Raw genomic sequence first — 22142 nt, 5'->3', positions numbered from 1 at the left:
CGGGCAACCCGTCATCGATGCTTTTTTCCGCATCTATGGCATCGACATCAAAAAGGCCGGATGCCTGAACATGGTCGATTTGGAAGTGGAACGGATATCAATGTAAAGAAGTAATTTTTTAATACAGCTATTATGATACAGAAATGTCAAAAATGTGGTGAATGGTGTGAGGCCGATTCAGAAGCCTCTGGTGGTACTATGGGGGGAGCAGCTACCGGAGCAGCTACCGGAGCAGCCGTCGGAAGTATTCTTCCAATAATCGGAACAGCTTTCGGTGGAATTATTGGTGGGGTTGCCGGAGCCATTATGGGAAGTGGTGAAGAATGGAATTTTAAATGTCCTACATGTGAACATACATGGACAGAGACGGAAGAGACCAATGATCAAACAGAAGCTTATGAGATCGAAAAGCGTTGGAAAGAAGAGATCTTATCACTTGTGGACAGAACATCTTCATTGGTAAATTCTTCAAGCAAAGAGAAAGCGAATCATATAAAAGCACTCCAATTTAAGCTGTCAGAGATACCAGCCTATCAATTCAAGTCCTTAAAAGCAGTATTGTATGATGCACTGGCTTATTCACAGTTAGTCTTACAGAAAGATGCCGATAGTGCATTGAACTCGATAAAACAATCTTTGTCTTTGTTTCCGAAAGATCCAACTTCGTTAGCTATTGAAGGGATGATTTATGGGATAAATGACAGTCCTCTGGATTCTTACAAGACCATGAAAGCCCTTATTCAATATAAGGAAATTGATAAAGAAGAATCGTATACGCATTTTACAATTCCGCAATTTGCGGAAAGATTTGAAAAATTGTCTACAAATTATATAGATGATTTTCTCAATATTCCGAGGAGTAACAGACGTTTTTTGGTTGTTGATAATTCTTTTTGTTATTTGCCCGATTCTTTTGTCGTTTTACCTCATGACAGGCTTCCTCACGGATTGAGTTTCCCTCAGGGGCATCCTCGTGTACAAGAACTATATGTACTTCATCCGTATAAACCTAATCAGTACATTCCATACAATGAGTATCAAAATTCTCTGTTTCATGACGAAGTAAAAGAGTTTTTGTGGATCATGGAGTGCCTCGGTGCAAAATCTGTGTCTTTCCATGAAGCCCAAGCAGAAGAAAGCAATGTGGATAAAGAATATTCGGCCACAACTTCCGGTGGTGGGGAATACAAGGGGATTGGGGGCAATGTTTCTTATGAAAGAGGAAAACACAATTCGGAATACAATAAACTGACAAACGAACTAATGGAAATAAAAGAGTATGCCCTCACACCTAACACTCCCCCTTATATTCCGGAAGACGTGGTCTGGTATCAGCATCGACAGGATTGGCATAGAAACATTGAAAGCCGAAGAACGGGAAGATTGATGAAAGCATCATTCCGATTGAGCACCAGTAGCATAACAAAAACGAGTACTCAGGAGCGAAAAAAGATAGAAGCAGATTTAAACGTCTTGTTGGTTAAAGCAAATGGTGCTCATGCACAAGAAGAGAAAATTTCTTTGTGTTCGGAAGAAAGTCATACATGGGCAGTTGATGTGGAGTTCTATCCTCTGACGGAATATGTGACCGGTAGAGAAGAACTACCATTGCTGCAAACAAGTCAAACTGAATCCCCGAAAAAGGTTAATAAAAGATCCAACTATATCATAATCGGTTTGATCTCCGTCATAATCCTTATAGGCATCATTGCATTTTTTATGTGATAGACCACTGAAAAACTGCACATTGGCTAAAACATCGAATCCGATCAGACGGTAAACTGTCTTGAACGGGCTGTTTTTAGGGTGGGGCAGTCGTTCTGTTTTGTGAGAAAAAAACAACCGCATTCAAAGTGCCGAAAGCTCAATGAATGCGGTTGGTTTTGTTGATTTTGAGAAGTAAAAACCGAGCAGATGAAAATTGATTTTCAGAGGTTCGGTTTAGCTTTCTTTTCTTTTTCGCCGCCAGTAAGGGAAGCAAAATCCAAACGTTCGACGAGATGATTTGGGGAGAAAATCAATGCGGACTGTCGTTTTTTTACAGTGCATCGCTGTCGAAGCGGAAGGGGAGCAGTTGCGAGGCCGATTCCACTTCGTAGATACCGCTGTCGCCATAAAGCAATACCTTGATTTTCTGTTTGTATCTTGTTTCGGTTTCCACCAATACTTGCCGGCAAATGCCACAAGGACTGATCGGGTGTGCCAAAAATTTTTTGTCGGTCTTGCGCCATGCGGCGATGGCGATGGCCACGGGGGCTACCTTCGGTTGGTGTGCGTTGGCATAGAATATGGCAGTTCGTTCGGCGCAAATTCCGGCCGGATAGGCGGCGTTTTCTTGGTTGCTCCCACAAACCACTTCGCCGTTTTCGAGCAGTAAGGCCGCTCCGACGTGAAAACCGGAGTAGGCGGCATAGCTCGTTTCGGTGGCATTCTTGGCTTGTTCCACGAGATTTTTCAGTTGTTCAGATAGCCCCGTGCCGTTTTCCGGATATATTTTTATGGGAATTTGAATGGTTGTTTCTTTCATAAATTTCAAAGGTTATGCATAAGGATTTCATGCAAAAGTACATACAATAATTTTCATTTGCAAGTTCTTCCACTCTCCATTTGGTTAAAAAAGCCGCCAATGGGATGACTTGTGCGTTTTTTTTCGTATTTTAGCCCCTCAAATACCTCTTTTTATGCAAAAAATAGTGTTGCTGTTCTTTCTTCTCGGATGTGTTTTTTTCTTGGGCTGCGAATCGAAATACAAGCATGCAACGGCGCGTCGCCAAAAAGATGAAATGCGCGCCGAGGTTTATCTGGCCGATGCAAGGGCGGCCATGCTTCGAGAAGACTATCAGACTGCAAAAGAAAAGATCAAGACCCTGCGTAAAACGTGTAAATTTGCACTCGAAATGCGCGAACAGGCAATATTGTTGTTGGATAGCATCGAGCTGTCGTACACTCAACGCAAACTGCGCAAGAGCGATAGTTTGATGAGAAAATATGCCCGAGAAAACAAACCTGTTTCTTCGGAGATGCAGCAAAAACACGAAGAGCTGCACCGACAAGTGAAATTTTACGAACGAAAACTACAACACGATAAGCAACAACGCCGACACCATGACTGATATTGCAAGCTCTTCCGCTTCCGTTTCTGCGCGTCGTCCGAATGAATTTTGGATTTCGGAACTCAACGGCCGACAATGGGAGGCAGTGAAGGAGTGTGACAAGCCGCTTTTGGTCATCGCCGGGGCAGGATCGGGAAAAACGCGTGTTTTGACCTATAAAATTGCCTATTTGCTCGACCACGGCTATCGTCCGGAGGAAATTTTGGCATTGACCTTTACCAACAAGGCGGCGCGAGAGATGAACGAGCGGATCGGCAAGATTGTGGGAAGAGAGCGTTCGCAGGGTTTGTGGAGCGGTACGTTTCATAGTCTGTTTTCCCAAATACTCCGTATGGAAAGAGAGGCGATCGGAATGAAACGCGATTTTTCCATTTACGATGCCTCCGATTCCCGATCGCTGATCAAAAGTATCGTCAAAGAAATGGGGCTGGACGACAAAACCTATAAGCCCTCGCGCATACAGGGACGGATCTCCGCGGCAAAAAACCACCTATTGTTGCCGCAGGATTATGCCGCCGATGCGTCGATCATGGCACGCGACAATCGCGACAATGTGGGAGAAACTCATCGCATCTATGCACAGTATTTTCAACGCTGTCAGACTGCCGCCGCTCTTGACTTCGACGACTTGTTGCTGTACACTTATCTTTTGTTTGATCGACACGAGGAAATTCGTTTGAAGTATGCGCGTCGTTTTCGCTATTTGCTGGTGGACGAGTATCAAGACACCAATTTTGCGCAACACAGCATCATTGCACAGCTTACGCGGGAAAATCATCGGATATGCGTCGTGGGAGATGATGCCCAAAGCATTTATTCTTTCAGAGGGGCGAACATCGACAATATCTTGCAGTTTCATGTGCAATATCCGGAATCGGTCACGGTGAAATTGGAACAAAATTACCGGTCTACGCAAAACATTGTCAAAGCTGCCAACAGCATTATTTTTCATAATAAGAGCCAGATCGAAAAGACGATTTTCAGCGACAACGCCGTTGGCGACTTCATTGCCCTCATGCCTGCGGCAAGCGATCGCGAAGAGGCTGCCAAAGTGGTCGGAACCATTGCGCGTTTGAAAAGAAAAGAGGCCGTGGATTTCGACGAAATCGCCATTCTCTATCGCACCAATGCGCAAAGCCGATCGTTTGAAGATGCGTTGCGCGAACGAAATCTGCCGTATCGCATCTATGGCGGACTGTCGTTTTATCAGCGGAAGGAAGTCAAAGACATCGTGGCTTATTGCCGATTACTCAATAATTTAGATGACGAAGAGGCGTTCAAGCGCATTGTGAACTATCCTGCGCGCGGCATTGGCAACACGACGTTGCAAAAGCTCTTTTCGGCATCCCGGGAGCATGGCGTCAGTTTGTGGGCGACGGCCTATGAGCCTGACAAGTACGGAGTGAAACTCCACCAAGGCACACTCAACAAACTTGACAACTTCTGCCGGATGATTCTCGATTTGCGGGAGTTGCTCTCGGAAGTCGGAGCTTTTGACCTGATGTTGGAGGTCATACACCAAACCGGGATCAAAAACGATCTGAACCAAGAGGACGGGCCGGAGGGGGAAAGCAAGCGCGAAAATGTCGAGGAACTGCTTAACTCTGTCAGAGCTTTTGAGCAGGATTGGTTGGAGGAAAACGGAGAGAGGTTTGTTCCGCTGACCGAATTTCTGCAACAATCCGCTCTTCAAACCGATGTGGATCAGAAAGATGACGATACGCCGAAGATCACCTTGATGACCATTCATGCCGCTAAGGGCTTGGAGTTTGAAGCCGTCTTTGTCACCGGTATGGAGGATGGGCTTTTTCCGGGAGTGCAAGCGCGTTTGTTTCCACGCGAGATGGAAGAAGAGCGTCGTCTCTTTTATGTGGCGGTGACGCGCGCCAAGCGGTTTTGTTTTTTAAGTTATGCCCAAACCCGCTTTCGTTATGGAAGTTTGGAGCGATCGGAAGAAAGTCCTTTTGTGCGAGAAATCGACAGTCGGTTCATACGAGAAGAAAATGAGATGACGATTTCGACAGACAGAGTGACGGGCACAGGGTTCAAACCGACGTTGTTTGTCGCTCCGTCTGAGGAGAAAGGAGCGTTCCCCCATTTTCGCGGCAATGAAAGAAAAACGCCGGCCTCCCCCCGATCCGACACGCCTGCCGCTGCCTCCGCAAACAGTCGCGGACGAAAACTCAGCAGAGTGTCTGCCGTGTGTTCCTCTGTGTCCGGCAGTAATGAAAGCAACGGGCTTTCGGCCGGTATCGTGATCAGACACGAACGTTTCGGAAAAGGAACGATTCTCGCCGTTGAGGGAAAGGGCGACAATGCCAACGCATTGGTCGAATTTGAGAACGTGGGACGCAAAAAACTTCTCCTTAAATTTGCAAAATTCAAAGTACTTGAAAGCTAATTTTGCCACGCGCGGCTTTATGCGTAAATTTGCAAGCCTTTTGTGACCATCTTTTGGGCTTGCTCATTCATGGCCTCTTTTGGGCTATGTCAGTGGCAGAGAAACGATGGTGTCGATGAATTATATAAATGAAGAAAGATAATATGACGCAAAATCCCTTTTCACTCATTGCGGATTTCGACGGTAATATAGGAGATTTGTTTGAAGTGAAAGTAGAAGCTTCCCTTCCCATTCTTCCGCTCCGAAATATGGTGTTGTTTCCCGGTGTCGTCGCTCCCGTTTCTGTCGGCAGAGAGAGCTCATTGATGCTGGTGAAGCAAGCCGTCAGTAAAGGTGAAGGTGCCTACATCGCGGTGTCTTGTCAGATTGACGCCGCGGTTGAAGTGCCCCATCTCGACGACCTTTATCCCACCGGCATTTTGGCCAAAATCATTCGCCTGATAGAGTTGCCCAATCATCACACGACGGCCATTCTTCAAACTTTCGGGCGCGTGGCCATTGATCCTCACCCGACACGGGTAAATCCCTATCTCAGAGCACGCGTGGAGAGTTTGGAGGAGGTGATACCGAATGAAGAAGATCCGGAATTTTCCGCCCTCTATGAAACATTCCGTGAAACGACGTTCAAATATATCAAAGCCAGCGAAAACCTCGGCGCAGAGGCTTTGTTTGCCGTTCAAAACGTGACCAACCCCATTTTCTTTATCAACTTCGTGGCGACCAATCTTCCTTTTGACACGGAAGAGAAGGCTTTGCTGTTGGAAGAAGGGGACGTGAAGAAACGAACTTTCAGACTGTTGCAGATTTTGCAAAGAGAGTTGCAATACATGCAGCTGAAACACAAAATACAGGAAAAGACCAGAGAGGAATTGGATCAGCAGCAGAAAGAGTATTTCTTGCAGCAGCAGATCAAAAACATCCAAAACGAGCTTGGAGCAAATGAAGGAGGAGAAGTGCGCGAGTTGCGCGAGAAATCCGAACAGCTTCCTTTGCCGATAGCGGTGAAAACGATGTTTGAAAAAGAACTGCAAAAGCTCGAACGCACCAATCCCCATAGTCCTGATTATAACGTCACGCTCACTTATCTCGAAACCGTACTTTCTCTGCCTTGGGGCAAATACGCTGATGACAATATCGATCTCAAACATGCACAGCGCACGCTCGATCGAGATCATTTCGGAATGGAGAAGGTGAAAGAACGCGTTCTCGAACATCTGGCAATGATGAAGGTAAGACGCGAAAACAAACCTTCGATTATTTGTTTGTACGGCCCTCCCGGCGTCGGCAAAACATCGCTCTGCCGCAGCATAGCCGAAAGTCTCGGACGAAAATATGTACGCGTCTCGTTGGGAGGATTGCATGACGAAAGTGAAATTCGCGGTCACAGACGTACCTACATCGCTGCGATGTGCGGACGGATCATGAAAAGCATCATCAAAGCGGAGAACAACAACCCCGTGTTTGTGTTGGACGAAATAGACAAAGTGACGGGAAGTAACTTTAACGGCGATCCGCAAAGTGCGCTTTTGGAACTTCTCGATCCCGAACAGAACAATTCCTTTCACGATAACTACCTCGACTTCGATTATGATTTGAGTCAAGTCTTTTTTATCGCTACGGCCAACAGCCTTTCGACAATTCCGGGTCCGCTGCGCGACCGCATGGAGCTGATCAATGTTGAAGGCTATCTCACGGAAGAGAAAAAAGAGATCGTGCGGAGGCATCTCATTCCGAACGAGATGAAAACGCTCAACCTTCCTTATGAGGTGAAGTTGTCGCCTGCCGCTACGGAGTTTCTCATCGAAAAATATACGCGCGAGAGTGGTGTGCGACAATTGGAGAAGCAAATCGCCAAACTGGTAAGAAAAATTGTGTTGCACACCCAAACTTCTGCCGATGGCTTGCCGCCGTTTTCTCCCAACACCTCATTGAAGGTGACCGATATACAAAACATCATGGGAACACCGCCCTACAACCGCGACACTTATGACGGCAACCAATATGCCGGCGTGGTGACGGGATTGGCGTGGACGGCTGTCGGGGGTGAAATTCTGTTCATAGAGAGTAGTGTGAGCCGCTCGAAATCCCCCCGATTGGCACTTACCGGAAATTTGGGCGATGTGATGAAAGAAAGTGCGATGCTGGCCTTGGAATATGTGAAAAGCCATGCGGACACCTTGGGCTTGGACTATCGTGTTTTCGATCATTGGAATTTACATGTGCATGTTCCCGAAGGTGCCACACCGAAAGACGGCCCTTCGGCCGGTATTACCATTGCCACGTCGATAGCTTCGGTGCTTACCCAACGGAAGGTGAGAGAACACATCGCTATGACCGGCGAAATCACCTTGCGGGGAAAAGTGCTGCCTGTCGGTGGTATCAAAGAGAAAATATTGGCCGCCAAACGCGCCAATATCACAGACATTATCCTGTCGAAAGAAAACCGAAAAGACATAGCAGACATCCCCGAACGGTATGTGAAAGGACTTACGTTCCATTTTGTGGAAAATGTGGATGAAGTTTGGAAAATAGCCTTGCTCGACGAAGTCGTGTCCAATCCGATTGAACTCTCCGTGTACGAAGAAAAAATAACCAAAGAATGACCACCCAACACTTTTCGCTTCGCCCGACATGGCGCAAAGAAGGTCGCCTTTTTCAATTAGAGCATAACGATGCCGACAGTCATGCGCGTGCCGGAATTTTGACCACGGATCACGGTCAAATTCAAACCCCCATTTTCATGCCCGTAGGCACTCTCGGCACGGTCAAGGGATTGCATACGCATGAAATCGTGGAAGAGGTGAAAGCCCAAATCATCTTGGGCAACACTTATCACCTTTATCTCCGTCCCGGATTGGACGTGCTTGAAGCGGCCGGCGGATTGCATAAATTCAATGGTTTTTCTAAACCAATGCTCACGGATAGCGGTGGTTTTCAGGTGTTTTCTTTGACGGGCATACGTAAACTGAAAGAAGAAGGGTGTGAGTTTCGCAGTCATATCGACGGCTCTAAGCACTTCTTTACGCCGGAAAGCGTGATGGACATTGAACGCATCATCGGTGCGGATATCATGATGGCCTTTGATGAATGTCCTCCCGGAACGGCGGACTACGCCTATGCACGCAACAGTTTGGGCTTGACGCATCGTTGGTTGGAGCGTTGCATCAAGCGTTTTTCGGAAACGGAAGATAAATACGGACATCACCAAGCGTTGTTCCCGATAGTGCAAGGTTGTGTGTATCCGGATTTGCGCAGAGAGAGTGCGGAGTTTATGGCCGAAAAAGATGCCGAGGGATATGCCATCGGCGGATTGGCGGTTGGAGAGCCTGCCGAGAAGATGTATGAAATGATTGAAATCGTGAACGAGATTTTACCGACCGATCGTCCGCGATACCTTATGGGAGTAGGTACTCCCGTGAACATCTTGGAAGGAATCGAACGGGGCGTGGATATGTTTGACTGTGTCATGCCCACTCGTAACGGCCGCAACGGACAGATCTTCACGTGGAATGGAATTATCAACTTCCGAAACGCAAAATGGGCAAAAGACTTTTCTCCCATAGACCCGCAGGGAACGGCCAAGTGCGATCATGTATATACCAAGGCTTACTTGCACCACCTGTTCAAGTGTAAGGAGTTGTTGGCCATGCAAATAGCCTCCATTCACAACCTTGCATTCTATCTTGAATTGGTGCGAGTGGCACGCGAACACATTTTGGCCGACGATTTTGCCGCATGGAAGCGTAGCGTGATGCCGCAACTTGCTACACGATTATAAGCAAGGTTAATGGTTATGAAACAAACGAACGACTCTTCACCCGAAAGGAACGAAGCTGTTCTGCAACAAATGGCTTCTACCGCTGTCGTAGCAGAGGAAAAACGAGCAAAGATGTTTCGGCGTCTGCTCGATTTCCGTAAGCTCCCATGGCGATTGTTGCGTATGCTTGGGAAGGGCTTGAAATTTGCTTTTCTCGGAATGAAATGGTTGGGAAAACGCTTTCTCGAAAGGGTTGGGTTTACTCGTTTGGATCGTTATATCCTTGGCAAATTTCTTAGTACTTATATCTTTTTGATCGGTATATTTACGGTCATAGCGATCATTTTTGACTTTAATGAAAAGATAGACAAACTGACTAACGGAGGCGCGAAGAGCCGTGAAATCTGGCTGGATTATTATGCCAACTTCATTCCGGATTTGGCAAACATGCTTTCTCCTCTTTTTGTCTTTATCGGAGTGATTTTCTTCACTACGAATTTGGCTTCCAAATCGGAAATCATTGCCATGAAATCTGCGGGCATGAGTTTTCGACGACTCTTGCGTCCGTATATGTTCGGAGCTGCAATGATCGCAATGGTTACGTTTTCTTTTGGAGCGTATGTCATTCCGCATGGTAATGTCGCACGAGTAAATTTTGAAAATAAATATATCAAAAAACGCATCGTCGTCGATGTGGCCGACAATATCCAAATGCAGGTCGATACGGGAGTTGTGGCTTATATCTCTCATTTTGACAATCGGATTAAATCCGGATCCGGATTTTCGTTAGACAAGTTCTCCGAGAAGAAACTCATTTCGCGTTTGACGGCCGAAACTATCCAATATGATACGCTGGCCGATCATAAATACTCTTGGACGCTTCATAGATATATGATAAGATCTCTGCATGGTGCACGAGAAAAAATAGTGACGGGAGAGAGGCTTGACACCACGATTGTCATGGAGCCCAAAGATTTCTTCTACATCAAAGGACAACAGGAAACCATGACGCTGCCGGAACTAAATGCTTTTATTGACAGGCAACGTCTTCGAGGAGCAGCAGGATTGAGTACTTTTGAGGTGGAATTTCATAAACGTTTTGCCACTCCCTTTTCCGCTTTTATCCTAACCTTGATCGGTGTGGCCATATCCATTGAAAAACGCAAAGGCGGAATGGGAGCGAGCATCGGAATTGGGCTTGCACTGACGTTTACATACATCCTCCTACAAACCGTAATGGCTTCGTTTGCCACCAATGCGGGATGGCCGGCCTCCTTGTCGGTGTGGATGCCCAATGTCATTTTCGCCTGTATCGCTTTTGGTTTCTATAAAAAGACGCCGCAATAATTATTCACAGACCCATCAAATCTCTATATGACAGTTAATAACCCTTCTACGTCTTCCTCGGAACAAATTCTTCCTCAGTCTGATAATGAAACCTTTCAAAGTGAAGATGCCCAAAATTCCTCTGCGGAAGAGAATATCTATTTTGAGGATCTCGATTTGAGTGATGATGTGCTCGATGCCCTTTGGGATATGCGTTTTGAAAAATGTACGCCCGTGCAAGGAAAGTGTATTCCTCATATCTTGAAAGGAAAAGATCTCATCGGAATTGCCCAAACCGGAACGGGAAAGACTGCTGCCTATCTTTTGCCGATGCTCTCTCTCCTGCATACTGAACCTCATCCGCACGATGCCGTTAATTGTCTGATCATGGCGCCTACTCGCGAATTGGCACAACAGATCGATCAAGCACTGCAAGGTTTCGCTTATTATACGAAAACGAATGGGGTAGCCGTTTATGGGGGCAATGATGGAATACGGTTTGAACAGGAACGGCGTGCCTTTTCCACCGGTGCCGACATTATCGTGGCCACTCCGGGGCGGCTGATTTCTCATCTGCAATTGGGAAATTTGGATCTTTCGCGTACCACCCACCTCATTCTTGACGAAGCCGACAGAATGCTTGACATGGGATTTTTCGAGGATATAAAAACAATTATTAAAGAACTTCCGGAAAAGCGACAAACGATATTGTTTTCTGCAACCATGCCGGCCGAGATCGCCAAAATGGCCAAAGAGGTCATGCATGATCCGGTTGAGGTGAAAATTGCAGTCTCAAAGCCGGCTGAGAAAATCGAACAGAGCATTTATGTGTGTAGGGACGGGGATAAAACGCCGATCCTCAAACATATCTTTTCCAAACAGAAGCCGGAGCGTGTTATTGTCTTTGTTTCCTCAAAACAAAGGGTGAAGGAATTGAATGTGTTGCTGAAACGAAAAGGCTATAATTGCGCGGCGATGCATTCGGATTTGGAACAAAATGAGCGCGATGAGGTCATGCTCGGATTCAAACAGCGAAAAATAGATATGCTCATCGCTACCGACATCGTCAGTCGAGGCATAGATATTGACGACATCAAAATGGTGATTAACTATGATGCGCCGAGAGATCCCGAAGACTATGTTCATCGTATAGGGCGAACTGCACGCGCAGGGCGTGAAGGACGTGCTATAACACTTGTCGGAGAAAAAGATCGTTATCCTCTCTCCAAAATAGAAAAACTGCTTGAACGCAAACTGCCTCGCAATCCCCTGCCCGAAGGCTGCAAAGAGCCCGAAGAGGAGGAGTATAAAAACAATAAGCGAGATCGCTCCAAAAGCTCCAAAAATTCCAAAAGCAATCAATCGAAGAAGCCCACTCGTAAATCCCGTAGAGATTTCAATGACAAAAAACGTTCTTCCGAGCGAGAGTCCGTAGGAAAAACTTCACAACGTAATCCCTCCAAAAAGAGAAGTACACCTCCTAATTCTGAAAAGTAATGGAACACATCCTTAAATATTTTCCGAACCTGACGAGCAGGCAATGTGAGCAATTCGTTGCTCTCGACGAGCTTTATAGGGATTGGAATTCGAAAATAAATGTGATTTCCCGCAAGGATATAGATAACCTCTATCTTCATCATGTGCTTCACTCTTTGGGTATCGCAAAAATCATTCGTTTCCGCCCGGGAACAACGATTATGGATATAGGAACGGGAGGCGGGTTTCCCGGCATTCCGCTTGCCATTCTCTTTCCCGAATGTCACTTTCATTTGATAGATTCGATCGGGAAGAAAGTAAAAGTTGCGCAGGCCGTTGCCGAATCCATCGGGTTGGAGAATGTGATTTGTTCTCATAAAAATGTGATGGAGGTAAAAGAAAAATACGACTTTGTGGTAAGTCGTGCCGTTATGCAAATGGGCGATCTTGTGAAGTTGGTCAGAAAAAATGTGCATCATGAGCAACGAAACTCCCTACCGAACGGACTGATTTGTTTGAAAGGAGGAGATATACAAGCCGAAATGCGTCCGTTCAAACGAAGTTCGGAGGTTTGGACGCTGTCCGCTTATTTTCAAGAAGAATTTTTTGCTACTAAAAAAGTAGCGTATGTCACTCTTTAAGTTTCATGTTACGCATAAAGACTTTTCCTGTAAATATGGTCGAAGAAAACACTTATGTGCTTTTCGACGAAACCAAAGAAGCGGTTATTATTGATTGCGGAGCACTCTTTCCGGAAGAATACGACGAAATCGGAACTTTTATTCTTGAAAACGAGTTGCGTGTCGTGCGTTTGCTTTGCACGCACGGGCATTTTGATCATATCTTCGGATGCCAATGGGTTTATGACAATTATCACGTGTCGCCCGAACTACACTTGTTGGAAGAGCAAACTTACTTATCGGCATCAGAGGATATGCAGCGTTTTCTCCGTCGCAACTATTCTTTTGAAATACCTCCGATCGGACGCTTTTTGCAAGATGGCGAACATATCAAGTTCGGCACACAAGATTTCGAAGTGTTGTTTACGCCCGGGCATACCCCCGGCGGTATAAGTTTTTACAGTGCCGATGCCAAAGTTTTGTTCAGTGGTGACAGTTTATTTCGGACGAACATCGGACGCTGCGATCTTCCCGGAGGAAATTTGGAAACCTTGGTGAATGCAGTCAAACAACGTCTGCTTTCTTTGCCGGAAGATACGGTTGTTTATCCCGGTCATGGTGTTCCTACCACGATTGAGTTTGAACGGATCCATAATCCATATCTTCAATATGTATAAATTTCTGATCATCTTATCGGTTATAGTTTTGGCAAGCACGAATACGCTTTTTGCGCAACGTCGGTCGTCTAAACGACTTCACGTGGTGCAACAGCCGGCCTATGTCGATCTGATGAGAAACTATCAGTTTGAGGATGCGCTTAAAGTGACGGAGAAAGCATTGAGCACAACGCAAAATCCGATAGAAAAAGACTCGCTGCAAAGACTGAAAAAGCAAGCCGTGAGGGCTATGGAAATGCTTCCCGCCACTCGCCGCATCACGATTATAGACAGCGTTGTTGTCGATGAAAAGGATTTGCTCTCTTCTATCCGTTTGTCGGAGGAAGCCGGCCGTTGGGTGTCGGTTTCAACGCTTTTCCAACCTCATTCCCGCAATGCAATATCTTTTGGGAGTATCGCTTTTGTAAACTCCCTGAATAATACGGCCTTTTTTTCGATCGTCGAAAAGAAGAAGCAGTGGAGGTTGCATTCAAGTTATCGTTCGGATAATGGTTGGAATACCCCTGTCGTTTTGGAGGGGATAGACACAACCTATCTTGCTGTTGATTATCCGTTTGTTCTTCCCGATGGAGTGACGTTATATTTTTCGGCAAAAGGTGAAGAAAGCATAGGGGGATATGATATTTTTGTGACACGATATAGCCCCGAAACTCGTCAACACCTTCGTCCGACCAATCTTGGCATGCCCTTCAATTCACCTGCCAATGATTATTTTTATGCGATTGATCAAAATGCCGGTGTAGGCATTTTTGCTACGGATCGCAATCAGTCTGAGGGGAAGGCGTGTATCTATACCTTTATTCCCTCTATCGAACATGTTTCTGCCGTATCGGATTCAACTTCTGTCACCGACTTGAAAGCTGCTGCTCGCATTTCATCTGTGGCGGCTACTCAACATGGAAAAGAAAAGGAGATTTTGAAAGTCCGATCGCAAAGAGAGCAAGCTCTGCAAAAAACATCCGCGGTAGAAAATGAAATCTTTTTTGTCATCAATGACGAAACTATTTATACCTCTTTGGCGGCTTTTCAAAATATGCAGGCACGCAAATTAGCTTCACATTGGCTGAAATTGGAAAAGATGCTTCGAGAATTGTCCGTAAGACAGGAAGCGGAACAAGAGGAATATGCCCATAAGCGGACGGAAAGGTTGTCCGTTTCACTTCGCTTTTTGGAAACTAAAATAAAGGAAACGCGTACGGAGCTGAAACATTTGGCAAAAAAAATACGTCTTCTCGAAAGTTCGTCGAAAGCCCAACGCTGATATTGCTTTGTCGTTTCCGTTTGTTCAACGAATTCATACTCATACAAAAGTAGAGTGCTCTTTTTGAGGCTCTATTCATGTTTCACCTTAAAACTATAAACATAAATGAATGCAACTTATTTTCCGGAATCAGAATTGATCTTGAACGCTGACGGTTCGATTTTTCACCTACATCTCACTCCCGAACAGATCGCAGATAAAATTATCCTTGTCGGAGATCCCGGCCGTGTCACTCTCGTTGCTCAGCATTTCGATACGATAGAACACGAAGTGGAGAGTCGTGAGTTTCGCACAGTGACCGGAACTTATAAGGGTAAGCACCTCACGGTAATTTCCACGGGCATCGGATGCGACAATATCGATATTGTGGTTAATGAACTCGATGCTTTGGCCAATATCGACTTTGCCACTCGCACCGAACAGCCTCGTTTCCGACAACTCGAACTCGTGCGTCTTGGAACTTGCGGAGGATTGCAGAAGAACTGTCCGGAAGGCACCTTTATTGCTTCTCGAAAAAGTCTCGGCTTTGACGGTTTGCTCAACTTCTATGCCAATCGCGACCAAGTTTGCGATCTTGATTTTGAAGCCGCATTCCTTAATGCAATGGGCTGGAAAGGCAATCAATGTATCGCTCATCCCTATTGCATTGACAACAACGAGGAACTGTTGGATCGCATAGCGCAAGACGATATGGTGCGTGGAGTTACCATTGCCTGCGGTGGTTTCTATGGTCCCCAAGGACGCCGTCTTCGTCTTCCGCTTGCAGATCCTCATGCCAATGAAAAAATTATGTCGTTTGAACATAAAGGACTTGTCTTCACCAATTTCGAAATGGAAAGCAGTGCACTGGCAGGCCTCGCCGCATTGATGGGACATAAGGCAATGACTTGTTGCATGGTTGTGGCCAATCGTCTTGCCGGAAAGGCCAACCCCAATTACAAAAACAGCATAGATACGCTGATAACGACGGTTTTAGATCGAATCTAAAATTGACGAAATTGTTTTCGCCCCTTAAAAGCCGGCTCTCGTCGCAGAGTTCTCGCTTTTAAGGGGCTGTATTGAAAATATCGCAGAAAGTGACAACGAAAATGCTACTTCATGTGGCAAAGCAAGAGGTGGTTAGCTCTAAAATGGTTATCTTTGCGATCAATATTCGTCTTTATGATTTGCTTTAATTTTTTACTTACGCAATGATCCCACAGAGTTACTATCTTTTTTTTGATACGGAAACGACCGGCATACCGCTCGATTACAATGCCTCTTGTACCAATTCGGATAATTGGCCGCGATTGGTGCAGCTGGGTTGGATTTTAAGTGACAATCTCGGTCATGAAATCAGACGAGGCAATAAAATCATCCGTCCCGACGGCTTTACCATTCCCGTAGAAGCCTCCAATGTGCATGGCATCACAACCGAGCGTGCTTTGAAAGAGGGAGAAGATTTGCGGGAAGTCATTCATCGCTTTTGTGAAGACTTAAATCCTTCCTCCCGACTGATTGGTCATAATTTGGACTACGACCTGCATGTTGTCGGTGCCGAATTTCATCGTTTGGGCTACGACTACCGCGCCATGTTCTATCGTCCGACAGTGTGTACCATGCAAAGCACCATTGAGTTTTGCAACATTCCCGGCCGCTATGGCCCCAAATGGCCGAAACTTCAAGAATTGTATGTCCGACTGTTCGGACGTGAATTTGAGGATGCCCACGATGCCATGGCCGATATAGCTGCCACAAAAGAGTGCTATTTTGAACTTGTGCGGAGAAAGGTCATTGTGGAGTGAACAAGTAAAGCCTCTTCTTTTCCCCGATTTCCGGAAATGCTTATCTTTGCCTTATTGAAATTAACTTGATTATATTATGAAACGCCTTTTTTGTACTCTCTTTTTTTCTGCCGTTATACTTTTAGGTTTAGGAGCACAAGAGAACTCTGCGCTTCTTTCTCCTTATTATCTTGAAGGAGCAGTGCCGGTTAAAAACGGAATGGTGGAGTTTGAAACCTCTTTTTCCGTGCCGGAAAAATCACAGTCGGAATTGTTTGAACTGTTGAAAAACTACACGCAAACCATAGTCGAAAACCCCGATCGTTTGCCTCGGACACGCATCACGGAACTCTCTCCCGACGAAGGTGTCATTGCAGCTTCCGTGGAAGAATATCTTTGGTTTAAGCGCAAGGCTTGGGTGTGGGATCGTGCGCAGTTGAGCTATCAATTGGTCTTTCAAATTTCTGACGGAAACTTTAAGGCAACGATGCGTCGTCTGACTTATTTTTATGAACCGATGAGCGTGGAGAACATAGATTCCAAATTAAAGGCAGAAGACTGGATCACCGATCAGGCGGCTTTGAGCCGTGACGGTAAGCATTTGAAGAGAGTTTCGGGCAAGAAATTTCGTGTCAAGACCATTGACCGTAAAAATCAGATCTTCAAAGGAGCTGCCGAGGCTTGCGGTTTGAAGTTGCGTTGAATGCATCCTTCTTTTGTTTAACGTTGCAATAAGCAGATGAGGTATTTTTCTTTTCTTCAATCCTCATTGATTGTGTTGTTCTCTATTTGGGGAGGATGTTTTTCAATGTCTGCACAATCGTCATCCGAGGCTGTTTTTAAGCTGATTTCTTCAAAAGAAGAATTTACTCCGGGTGAGTATCTGATTGTTTCCGCTTCCGACGACGGTGTCACGATAGCATCAAATGGAGATTGGACGGGAGGAGTTTGCCGAGGAACTTCTTTGCGTATGACCGATCGGCAAGTGCATCGGCCTCCGATGGAAACTGTTTGGCAAATCTCCAAACATTCCAACGGATGGAGCTTCAAGCATGTTACCACCGGAAAGTTTCTCACTCAACGACAACGGTTGAGTTCCAAGTCAATGGGATTGGCATCCGTCCCTTCCATGTTTCATTGTACCGAAATAGGGAGCGACGGGGTAGCCCTGTTTACGCAGCATGCCACTTGCAATAGTTTTTGTTGGAATAGTGAAACCGGCGTTTTTTCCAATTATGACAGTTTCGGAGCACACTTTCAAAAAGTTTATTTTTTGAAACGAACGGAAAAGGAAGATCTGCAAGAAAAGAAAACGGTGAAAATAGGAGAAGCACTCTATGCCACATTCTATGATAAGGACATATCGTATGAGCTTCCCACTGCATTGACGGCTTACCTCGGAAAGATAACGACTCATGGCACTGTCGCTTTACTGCCCGTCGAGAGAACGATCCCCCAAAATACCGCTGTCATCTTGCATGCGGAACAAGCCGGAAACTACGCCCTCTTGCCTGCAACGACGGCCGTTGCGCCTATTGACGAAAAACTGAACGATTTGAAGGGGACAAACGAGCTTTTGACCCTATCGCCCACCACCGACAACGGTATCTACATGGTGCTTGCAAGGCAAAACGGAATTATCGGATTTTATCGGACGGAAACGTCAATTCCGGCAGGTAAAGCTTTTTTGTATTTCTCAGAACAATCCGTGCAGGCTTTTTCACTTGAATTTAAGGAAACGATCACGGAGTTGCCTGTCGCGGAGCGTGATGCGCACACCGTTTCCGGGTTTTACGATTTGAGGGGGCGTCGTGTGAAAGCGACTCAAAAGGGAGAAATCTACTTGAAAAATGGAAAATGCGTTATTCTCCTCTAACTGTAAGGCTGTTATGGAAATGTTGTCAGCGAACTGTTTTCAAAAATTCTTCGGCAGTTCGTATCGTTTCTTGTTTTCCGACGTCGAGCAGTCTTAAATCGGGCACTTGACAACCTCGGATAGTCAAACGATGACAGTTGTCGATATAAAACTGCGTGATTGAGAATTTTTCGGGATAACCGTCCATAAAATCTGCAATATCCGGCGAGATGCAATGGATGCCGGAAAATGCAAACTTTTGGCAATCTTCCACGCGTAAATGCGAATAAGGAGAACGTACCTCTCCCGTTTCAAGATTTGTCCAACCCACCAAACGCATATCCGTGTCAAACAGCAGATAGCGTTTTGTAGGGCGCGAACTCACCAAAAGATGAGCTTCGGCATTGTGAAATCCCGAATAAAACGAAGCAAGATCGGCATTGCTGAGGATGTCTACATTGTGAATTAGAATAGGCCGGCTGTCACTCGAAAAGAGAGGCAGCGCTTTTTTTAGTCCTCCTCCCGTGTCGAGCAGACAGTCGCTTTCGTCGGAAATAATTATCTTCACACCGTGCTTGCTCTCGGAAAGGTGGTCGGTTATTTTTTTTGCAAAATGGTGAATATTTACCACAAATTCCGTGACGCCGGCTTGCTTCAAATGCTCGATAGTGATGTCGATCAGCGGACGACCGCCAACGGGTACAAGAGCTTTGGGGAGAGTGTCGGTCAGAGGGCGCAGGCGTGTGCCGAGGCCTGCGGCAAAGATCATGGCGCGCATCGGGAAGTGTGTTTATGAGATCGATTGAATTTGGGGTTTGCAAATCTTGGGCAGACTTTCCTGCGGTTGAGGAAAGTGGCGAGAATTTAGAACGATGTTTTGCGTTGTCCGTGTGCTAAGTCTTTCGGCTTTCCGTCGGGAAAGTAGAGAAAAGAAAAAGAAACTGTATCAAAACTTTCATCTTGACACAGTTTCTTTTTCATATATAACCTCTTTAACTTAATTACTTATTTCTGAAAACGGCTGTAAATGACGGATATTTCAATCGGATTTCCGGCACCTCCTTCGAGTTTTACGCTCGAAAGGCCGTAAGCATTGCGCACTCTGCGAAGAGTTCTTGTTGTTGTGCCTATGGCTGACGTTGTCGTGCTGAAATCCGCTCCGACCGGCACGAGGGCAATTTTATTCCAATTCGGATTTTTGGCCTCCCATGCCGCCCATTTGGCCTTGCGGCTCATTTCGTTGTCGGTGGGCAGAATTTGGGCACCTTGGTCACGCTCTTGGCGCAACACAGAGAGCAAAGCACTGATGTTGTCAAACGTATAGGCTTGTCCTTTTTCGTTGTCGTATCTCGCCAAGAAAGAGGTTTGGTTGTCGGGCAGGCTGTTTTTTGCAAAAAAACTTTTCATATCTGCCACCCGAAGCATGAGGAGGTATTCGGGTTTGGGGAGGCGGAAAGCATCGGGTGTATCGGTGTTGTGCGTGCGAAACGTGATGCGTGCGCCGTTGATCGTGTCGTTGTAGTGGCGTGTCGAGATGATGTCGGCAAGGGGCAGTGTCGCTTCCGTGTAAATACCGGCCGGTGTTTTGATGTAGGTGTAGGGGTTGTCTGCCCGCAGCATGTGGGCAGGTATTTCGTTGTCCACCCTTGTGTTTTGGATGACTTCTTCCGTCGTGCCCAGCCGCTGCAAACCTGCAACGATGGTGTCTTTTCCCGCTTTGGTCTTGCTTTGATAACGGAAATAAATATCAAGAGTAGTGATGTCCGATTTGATCATTGCCCCCAATCCTCCGGTATGTTCAAAGTAGAAACCGGCACAGACGTGTCTGGCAAACCGATGAGAATTGCTGAAATAAGTGGGATTTTCGTAGTATTTGTTGAGAATGAACGAACCTAAACGCGAATCGAGGCGCACGGGAATGCTGCGATAGTGGCGTTGATTATGCTGTGCGGCAGTCGATTTGGTTTGATCATAGGGCGAATAGGTGACGGTCTTCTTATAGGGCGACATCGGGTTGATGTATCGGGTGGGGTCGATGTCGGTGTAATAAGTCGTGTTTTCTTCCATTACACGATTGGTGTCCAACTCCTGCACGGTTAATTTCATCGTGGCAAGAGAGTCGCCGAGATATTCGTCGTGAAGCACGCGAAGAATGCAGGAGTCTGCCATGACATGCCCGCTTTCGTCTTTTAGCATCTTGTCGAAATGCGGAAGTTTGTAGTTTTCCTGAACGTGAAACTGTGCCAAAAAACCGGCAGTGGTTTTGGCTCTCGTTTCAGGATCGACAATACTTCCCAAATAGCAGCTGTTCGTGTTGGCTACTACGGCACCCGTCTTCACAGAGCGTGTGACGACCGGAAACACGGCTTGCTCGGTCGATACAAGGTCTTGATTGGGCATGATGATGCCGCCGATTTGGGTGTTTTCTTCACTGCATGCGGCGAAGAGTGTGGTCAGCAAGACAAGGGAAAGAAAAGAGAAGCGAACTTTCATTGGGAGGGAGAGGGTAAAGGTCGGTCAGCAGGCGAATGAAGAGTGTTCGCAAAGAGGTTACTCCTCATTATCGCCGTAGACGGTTTGATAAAATGCGGCGTATTGATCGGCGTCGATTTCATCGGCCGTTGGTTGCCACAAGGGAATATCGCACTCTTTGGCATAATCTCCAAGCGTTGTGGGTTGTCCCACTTGAACGAATCCGTCGGCAAAGTGTACGGCCAGTTGTCCGAGAGAATTGGGCGAGGAGAAGTCGATGTTGGTTTTGTCGAAGACTTCTGTGTTTGCATCGCGAAAATTCAGGCAATCGGTGAAGTTTTCCGGCGGCGACAGCGTGGGCATTTCGTCGTAAGCCGAAAAGACCACTTTGGCGTTGTTGAAAGCCGGTTCGTCTTTGTAGACGGTTTTGAGATAGAGCGGTACGACGGAAGACATCCACCCGTGACAGTGTATGATGTCGGGCGACCAACGCAATTTTTTGACGGTTTCGAGCACACCGCGGGCATAGAAAATCGCGCGTTCGGCGTTGTCGGCATATTCCGTTCCTTCCTCATCGGTGAGCATCGTGCGTTTGTGGAAGTAGTCGTCGTTGTCAATGAAGTAGACCTGCATTCGGGCGGCTTGAATGGAAGCCACTTTGATGATCAGAGGGTGGTCGGTTTCGTCGATGATAATGTTCATTCCCGAGAGTCGGATCACCTCATGCAGTTGATTTCGACGTTCGTTGATGTTGCCCCAACGAGGCATGAAAGTGCGAATTTCAAATCCTTTTTCTTGGATGGTTTGAGGGAGTTTCCGGCCGATGTCAGACATTTGGGATTCCGGAACGTAAGGATTGATCTCTTGGGTGATGAACAATATCTTTTTTGCTTTCATTATAAAAGGGATTACGACGGAAGAAAGTACCCTTTTCTTTCTTCGCCCGTCGTGGTGCGGAGAGACGAGTGTCGCGAGGGTACAATAATTTGGCTGCAAAATTACGAAAAAAAATCGAGATAGCCTCGTTTTTAATGCTTATTTGGCAAAAACGGGTGTTCGTGTGCCTTTTTGGGGTATGAATTGGGCGAAAAAAGAAAGTTTTCAGCGTGGCTTTCGTGGCGGAATGAAACTCGACGGTCGGTTGTTTGAACACTGCATAGGCTCCAAAACAAAGCCGTCGCTCTGGCTTAGATAGACCCCATGACAGAGTCGGTTTGGGGTGCGATAATCGCTCATGTTGGAGAAAATAACTCTTTCCTCAACATAATCATATCTTTTAGTATTATCCCATTTTCATAAACTGGCCGGGCATAATTTTCAAGGAAAAAGTCTGGTTCATCCGACATTTGGAGTGATGCGGTTCTAAAAAGAAGAAAACCGCTGAACAAATTGTATATTTGAATTAGCCCCAACAAATATGC

The 22142-nt window shown here is 46.2% G+C and carries 19 protein-coding genes and 1 pseudogene; 15 read left to right on the top strand and 5 right to left on the bottom strand.

Annotation, left to right across the window (positions count from 1 at the left end):
* The first annotated feature begins 13 nt into the window (after nucleotides 1-13).
* Both EII14_RS09600 and EII14_RS07855 read left to right on the top strand, forming a co-directional pair.
* A complete protein-coding gene (locus tag EII14_RS09600) occupies nucleotides 14-106 on the top strand; it encodes a DUF6140 family protein (RefSeq protein ID WP_255422118.1) in 93 nt (30 codons plus the stop codon).
* Between the two features lie 26 nt (nucleotides 107-132).
* Nucleotides 133-1725 (top strand): hypothetical protein, encoded by a 1593-nt coding sequence (locus EII14_RS07855; RefSeq protein WP_124931991.1) that lies wholly within the window; start codon nucleotides 133-135, stop codon nucleotides 1723-1725.
* A gap of 313 nt (nucleotides 1726-2038) precedes the next feature.
* Here the strand turns inward: EII14_RS07855 and EII14_RS07850 are convergent, their stop codons facing one another.
* Nucleotides 2039-2527, bottom strand: coding sequence for a cytidine deaminase (locus EII14_RS07850; protein WP_124931990.1), 489 nt, complete (start codon nucleotides 2525-2527; stop codon nucleotides 2039-2041).
* Nucleotides 2528-2681: 154 nt separating this feature from the next.
* On the opposite strand from EII14_RS07850, the gene EII14_RS07845 reads away from it, so the two are divergent.
* The 13 genes from EII14_RS07845 (at nucleotide 2682) to EII14_RS07785 (ending at nucleotide 18270) form a co-directional block, all read left to right on the top strand.
* Entirely contained in the window at nucleotides 2682-3113 is a 432-nt protein-coding gene (locus EII14_RS07845; protein WP_124931989.1) for a hypothetical protein, read from the top strand.
* Nucleotides 3106-5514: an ATP-dependent helicase gene (locus EII14_RS07840; RefSeq protein ID WP_124931988.1), complete on the top strand. Its 2409-nt coding sequence runs from the start codon at nucleotides 3106-3108 to the stop codon at nucleotides 5512-5514. The genes EII14_RS07845 and EII14_RS07840 overlap by 8 nt, the downstream gene beginning before the upstream one ends.
* 128 nt (nucleotides 5515-5642) lie before the next feature.
* Nucleotides 5643-8117, top strand: coding sequence for an endopeptidase La (gene lon / locus EII14_RS07835; RefSeq protein WP_124931987.1), 2475 nt, complete (start codon nucleotides 5643-5645; stop codon nucleotides 8115-8117).
* The gene (tgt, locus tag EII14_RS07830; protein WP_124931986.1) at nucleotides 8114-9292 is read left to right on the top strand and encodes a tRNA guanosine(34) transglycosylase Tgt; all 1179 of its coding nucleotides are present in this window, start codon (nucleotides 8114-8116) and stop codon (nucleotides 9290-9292) included. The genes lon and tgt overlap by 4 nt, the downstream gene beginning before the upstream one ends.
* Before the next feature lie 111 nt (nucleotides 9293-9403).
* Nucleotides 9404-10618 carry an LptF/LptG family permease gene (locus tag EII14_RS07825; RefSeq protein ID WP_370242175.1) on the top strand — a complete coding sequence of 405 codons (1215 nt, stop codon included), beginning with the start codon at nucleotides 9404-9406 and terminating at the stop codon, nucleotides 10616-10618.
* Nucleotides 10619-10645: 27 nt separating this feature from the next.
* Nucleotides 10646-12094, top strand: coding sequence for a DEAD/DEAH box helicase (locus EII14_RS07820; RefSeq protein ID WP_199733888.1), 1449 nt, complete (start codon nucleotides 10646-10648; stop codon nucleotides 12092-12094).
* Complete coding sequence (gene rsmG / locus EII14_RS07815) at nucleotides 12094-12714, top strand: 16S rRNA (guanine(527)-N(7))-methyltransferase RsmG (protein WP_124931985.1); 621 nt, start codon at nucleotides 12094-12096, stop codon at nucleotides 12712-12714. The genes EII14_RS07820 and rsmG overlap by 1 nt, the downstream gene beginning before the upstream one ends.
* A 35-nt stretch (nucleotides 12715-12749) precedes the next feature.
* A complete protein-coding gene (locus EII14_RS07810) occupies nucleotides 12750-13370 on the top strand; it encodes an MBL fold metallo-hydrolase (RefSeq protein ID WP_233569415.1) in 621 nt (206 codons plus the stop codon).
* On the top strand, nucleotides 13363-14631 hold the full coding sequence (locus tag EII14_RS07805) for a hypothetical protein (RefSeq protein WP_124931983.1): 1269 nt from the start codon (nucleotides 13363-13365) through the stop codon (nucleotides 14629-14631). Before EII14_RS07810 ends, EII14_RS07805 begins: the two co-directional genes overlap by 8 nt.
* Nucleotides 14632-14736: 105 nt before the next feature.
* A complete protein-coding gene (locus EII14_RS07800; protein ID WP_124931982.1) occupies nucleotides 14737-15618 on the top strand; it encodes a nucleoside phosphorylase in 882 nt (293 codons plus the stop codon).
* A gap of 203 nt (nucleotides 15619-15821) precedes the next feature.
* Complete coding sequence (locus tag EII14_RS07795; RefSeq protein WP_124931981.1) at nucleotides 15822-16415, top strand: 3'-5' exonuclease; 594 nt, start codon at nucleotides 15822-15824, stop codon at nucleotides 16413-16415.
* 76 nt (nucleotides 16416-16491) lie between these two features.
* On the top strand, nucleotides 16492-17097 hold the full coding sequence (locus tag EII14_RS07790) for a DUF4468 domain-containing protein (RefSeq protein ID WP_124931980.1): 606 nt from the start codon (nucleotides 16492-16494) through the stop codon (nucleotides 17095-17097).
* 105 nt (nucleotides 17098-17202) lie between these two features.
* Nucleotides 17203-18270, top strand: coding sequence for a hypothetical protein (locus EII14_RS07785; protein WP_124931979.1), 1068 nt, complete (start codon nucleotides 17203-17205; stop codon nucleotides 18268-18270).
* A gap of 25 nt (nucleotides 18271-18295) precedes the next feature.
* Here EII14_RS07785 and EII14_RS07780 read toward each other — a convergent pair whose 3' ends face one another.
* The 4 genes and pseudogenes from EII14_RS07780 to EII14_RS09510 form a co-directional block, all read right to left on the bottom strand.
* Nucleotides 18296-19027: a nucleotidyltransferase family protein gene (locus tag EII14_RS07780; protein ID WP_124931978.1), complete on the bottom strand. Its 732-nt coding sequence runs from the start codon at nucleotides 19025-19027 to the stop codon at nucleotides 18296-18298.
* A 227-nt stretch (nucleotides 19028-19254) separates the two neighbouring features.
* A complete protein-coding gene (locus tag EII14_RS07775; protein WP_124931977.1) occupies nucleotides 19255-20742 on the bottom strand; it encodes a DUF4270 domain-containing protein in 1488 nt (495 codons plus the stop codon).
* A gap of 57 nt (nucleotides 20743-20799) precedes the next feature.
* On the bottom strand, nucleotides 20800-21618 hold the full coding sequence (locus EII14_RS07770) for a glycogen/starch synthase (protein ID WP_124931976.1): 819 nt from the start codon (nucleotides 21616-21618) through the stop codon (nucleotides 20800-20802).
* 335 nt (nucleotides 21619-21953) lie between these two features.
* Nucleotides 21954-22142 (bottom strand): annotated as a pseudogene (locus tag EII14_RS09510) (hypothetical protein); the annotation flags it as partial.

Source organism: Alloprevotella sp. OH1205_COT-284 (assembly GCF_003859795.1).
Lineage (GTDB): Bacteria > Bacteroidota > Bacteroidia > Bacteroidales > Bacteroidaceae > Alloprevotella.
The sequence above is the reverse complement of the archived record's forward strand: the minus strand, read 5'-3'. Positions and strand labels throughout refer to the sequence as shown.

Excerpts from the sequence above, each read along its gene's own strand:
- EII14_RS07855 (WP_124931991.1), top strand. The coding sequence starts at position 133 with ATGATACAGAAATGTCAAAAATGTGGTGAATGGTGTGAGGCCGATTCA.
- EII14_RS07850 (WP_124931990.1), bottom strand. The coding sequence starts at position 2,527 with ATGAAAGAAACAACCATTCAAATTCCCATAAAAATATATCCGGAAAAC.
- EII14_RS07845 (WP_124931989.1), top strand. The coding sequence starts at position 2,682 with ATGCAAAAAATAGTGTTGCTGTTCTTTCTTCTCGGATGTGTTTTTTTC.
- EII14_RS07840 (WP_124931988.1), top strand. The coding sequence starts at position 3,106 with ATGACTGATATTGCAAGCTCTTCCGCTTCCGTTTCTGCGCGTCGTCCG.
- lon (WP_124931987.1), top strand. The coding sequence starts at position 5,643 with ATGAAGAAAGATAATATGACGCAAAATCCCTTTTCACTCATTGCGGAT.
- tgt (WP_124931986.1), top strand. The coding sequence starts at position 8,114 with ATGACCACCCAACACTTTTCGCTTCGCCCGACATGGCGCAAAGAAGGT.
- EII14_RS07825 (WP_370242175.1), top strand. The coding sequence starts at position 9,404 with ATGTTTCGGCGTCTGCTCGATTTCCGTAAGCTCCCATGGCGATTGTTG.
- EII14_RS07820 (WP_199733888.1), top strand. The coding sequence starts at position 10,646 with ATGACAGTTAATAACCCTTCTACGTCTTCCTCGGAACAAATTCTTCCT.
- rsmG (WP_124931985.1), top strand. The coding sequence starts at position 12,094 with ATGGAACACATCCTTAAATATTTTCCGAACCTGACGAGCAGGCAATGT.
- EII14_RS07810 (WP_233569415.1), top strand. The coding sequence starts at position 12,750 with ATGGTCGAAGAAAACACTTATGTGCTTTTCGACGAAACCAAAGAAGCG.
- EII14_RS07805 (WP_124931983.1), top strand. The coding sequence starts at position 13,363 with ATGTATAAATTTCTGATCATCTTATCGGTTATAGTTTTGGCAAGCACG.
- EII14_RS07800 (WP_124931982.1), top strand. The coding sequence starts at position 14,737 with ATGAATGCAACTTATTTTCCGGAATCAGAATTGATCTTGAACGCTGAC.
- EII14_RS07795 (WP_124931981.1), top strand. The coding sequence starts at position 15,822 with ATGATCCCACAGAGTTACTATCTTTTTTTTGATACGGAAACGACCGGC.
- EII14_RS07790 (WP_124931980.1), top strand. The coding sequence starts at position 16,492 with ATGAAACGCCTTTTTTGTACTCTCTTTTTTTCTGCCGTTATACTTTTA.
- EII14_RS07785 (WP_124931979.1), top strand. The coding sequence starts at position 17,203 with ATGTCTGCACAATCGTCATCCGAGGCTGTTTTTAAGCTGATTTCTTCA.
- EII14_RS07780 (WP_124931978.1), bottom strand. The coding sequence starts at position 19,027 with ATGCGCGCCATGATCTTTGCCGCAGGCCTCGGCACACGCCTGCGCCCT.
- EII14_RS07775 (WP_124931977.1), bottom strand. The coding sequence starts at position 20,742 with ATGAAAGTTCGCTTCTCTTTTCTTTCCCTTGTCTTGCTGACCACACTC.
- EII14_RS07770 (WP_124931976.1), bottom strand. The coding sequence starts at position 21,618 with ATGAAAGCAAAAAAGATATTGTTCATCACCCAAGAGATCAATCCTTAC.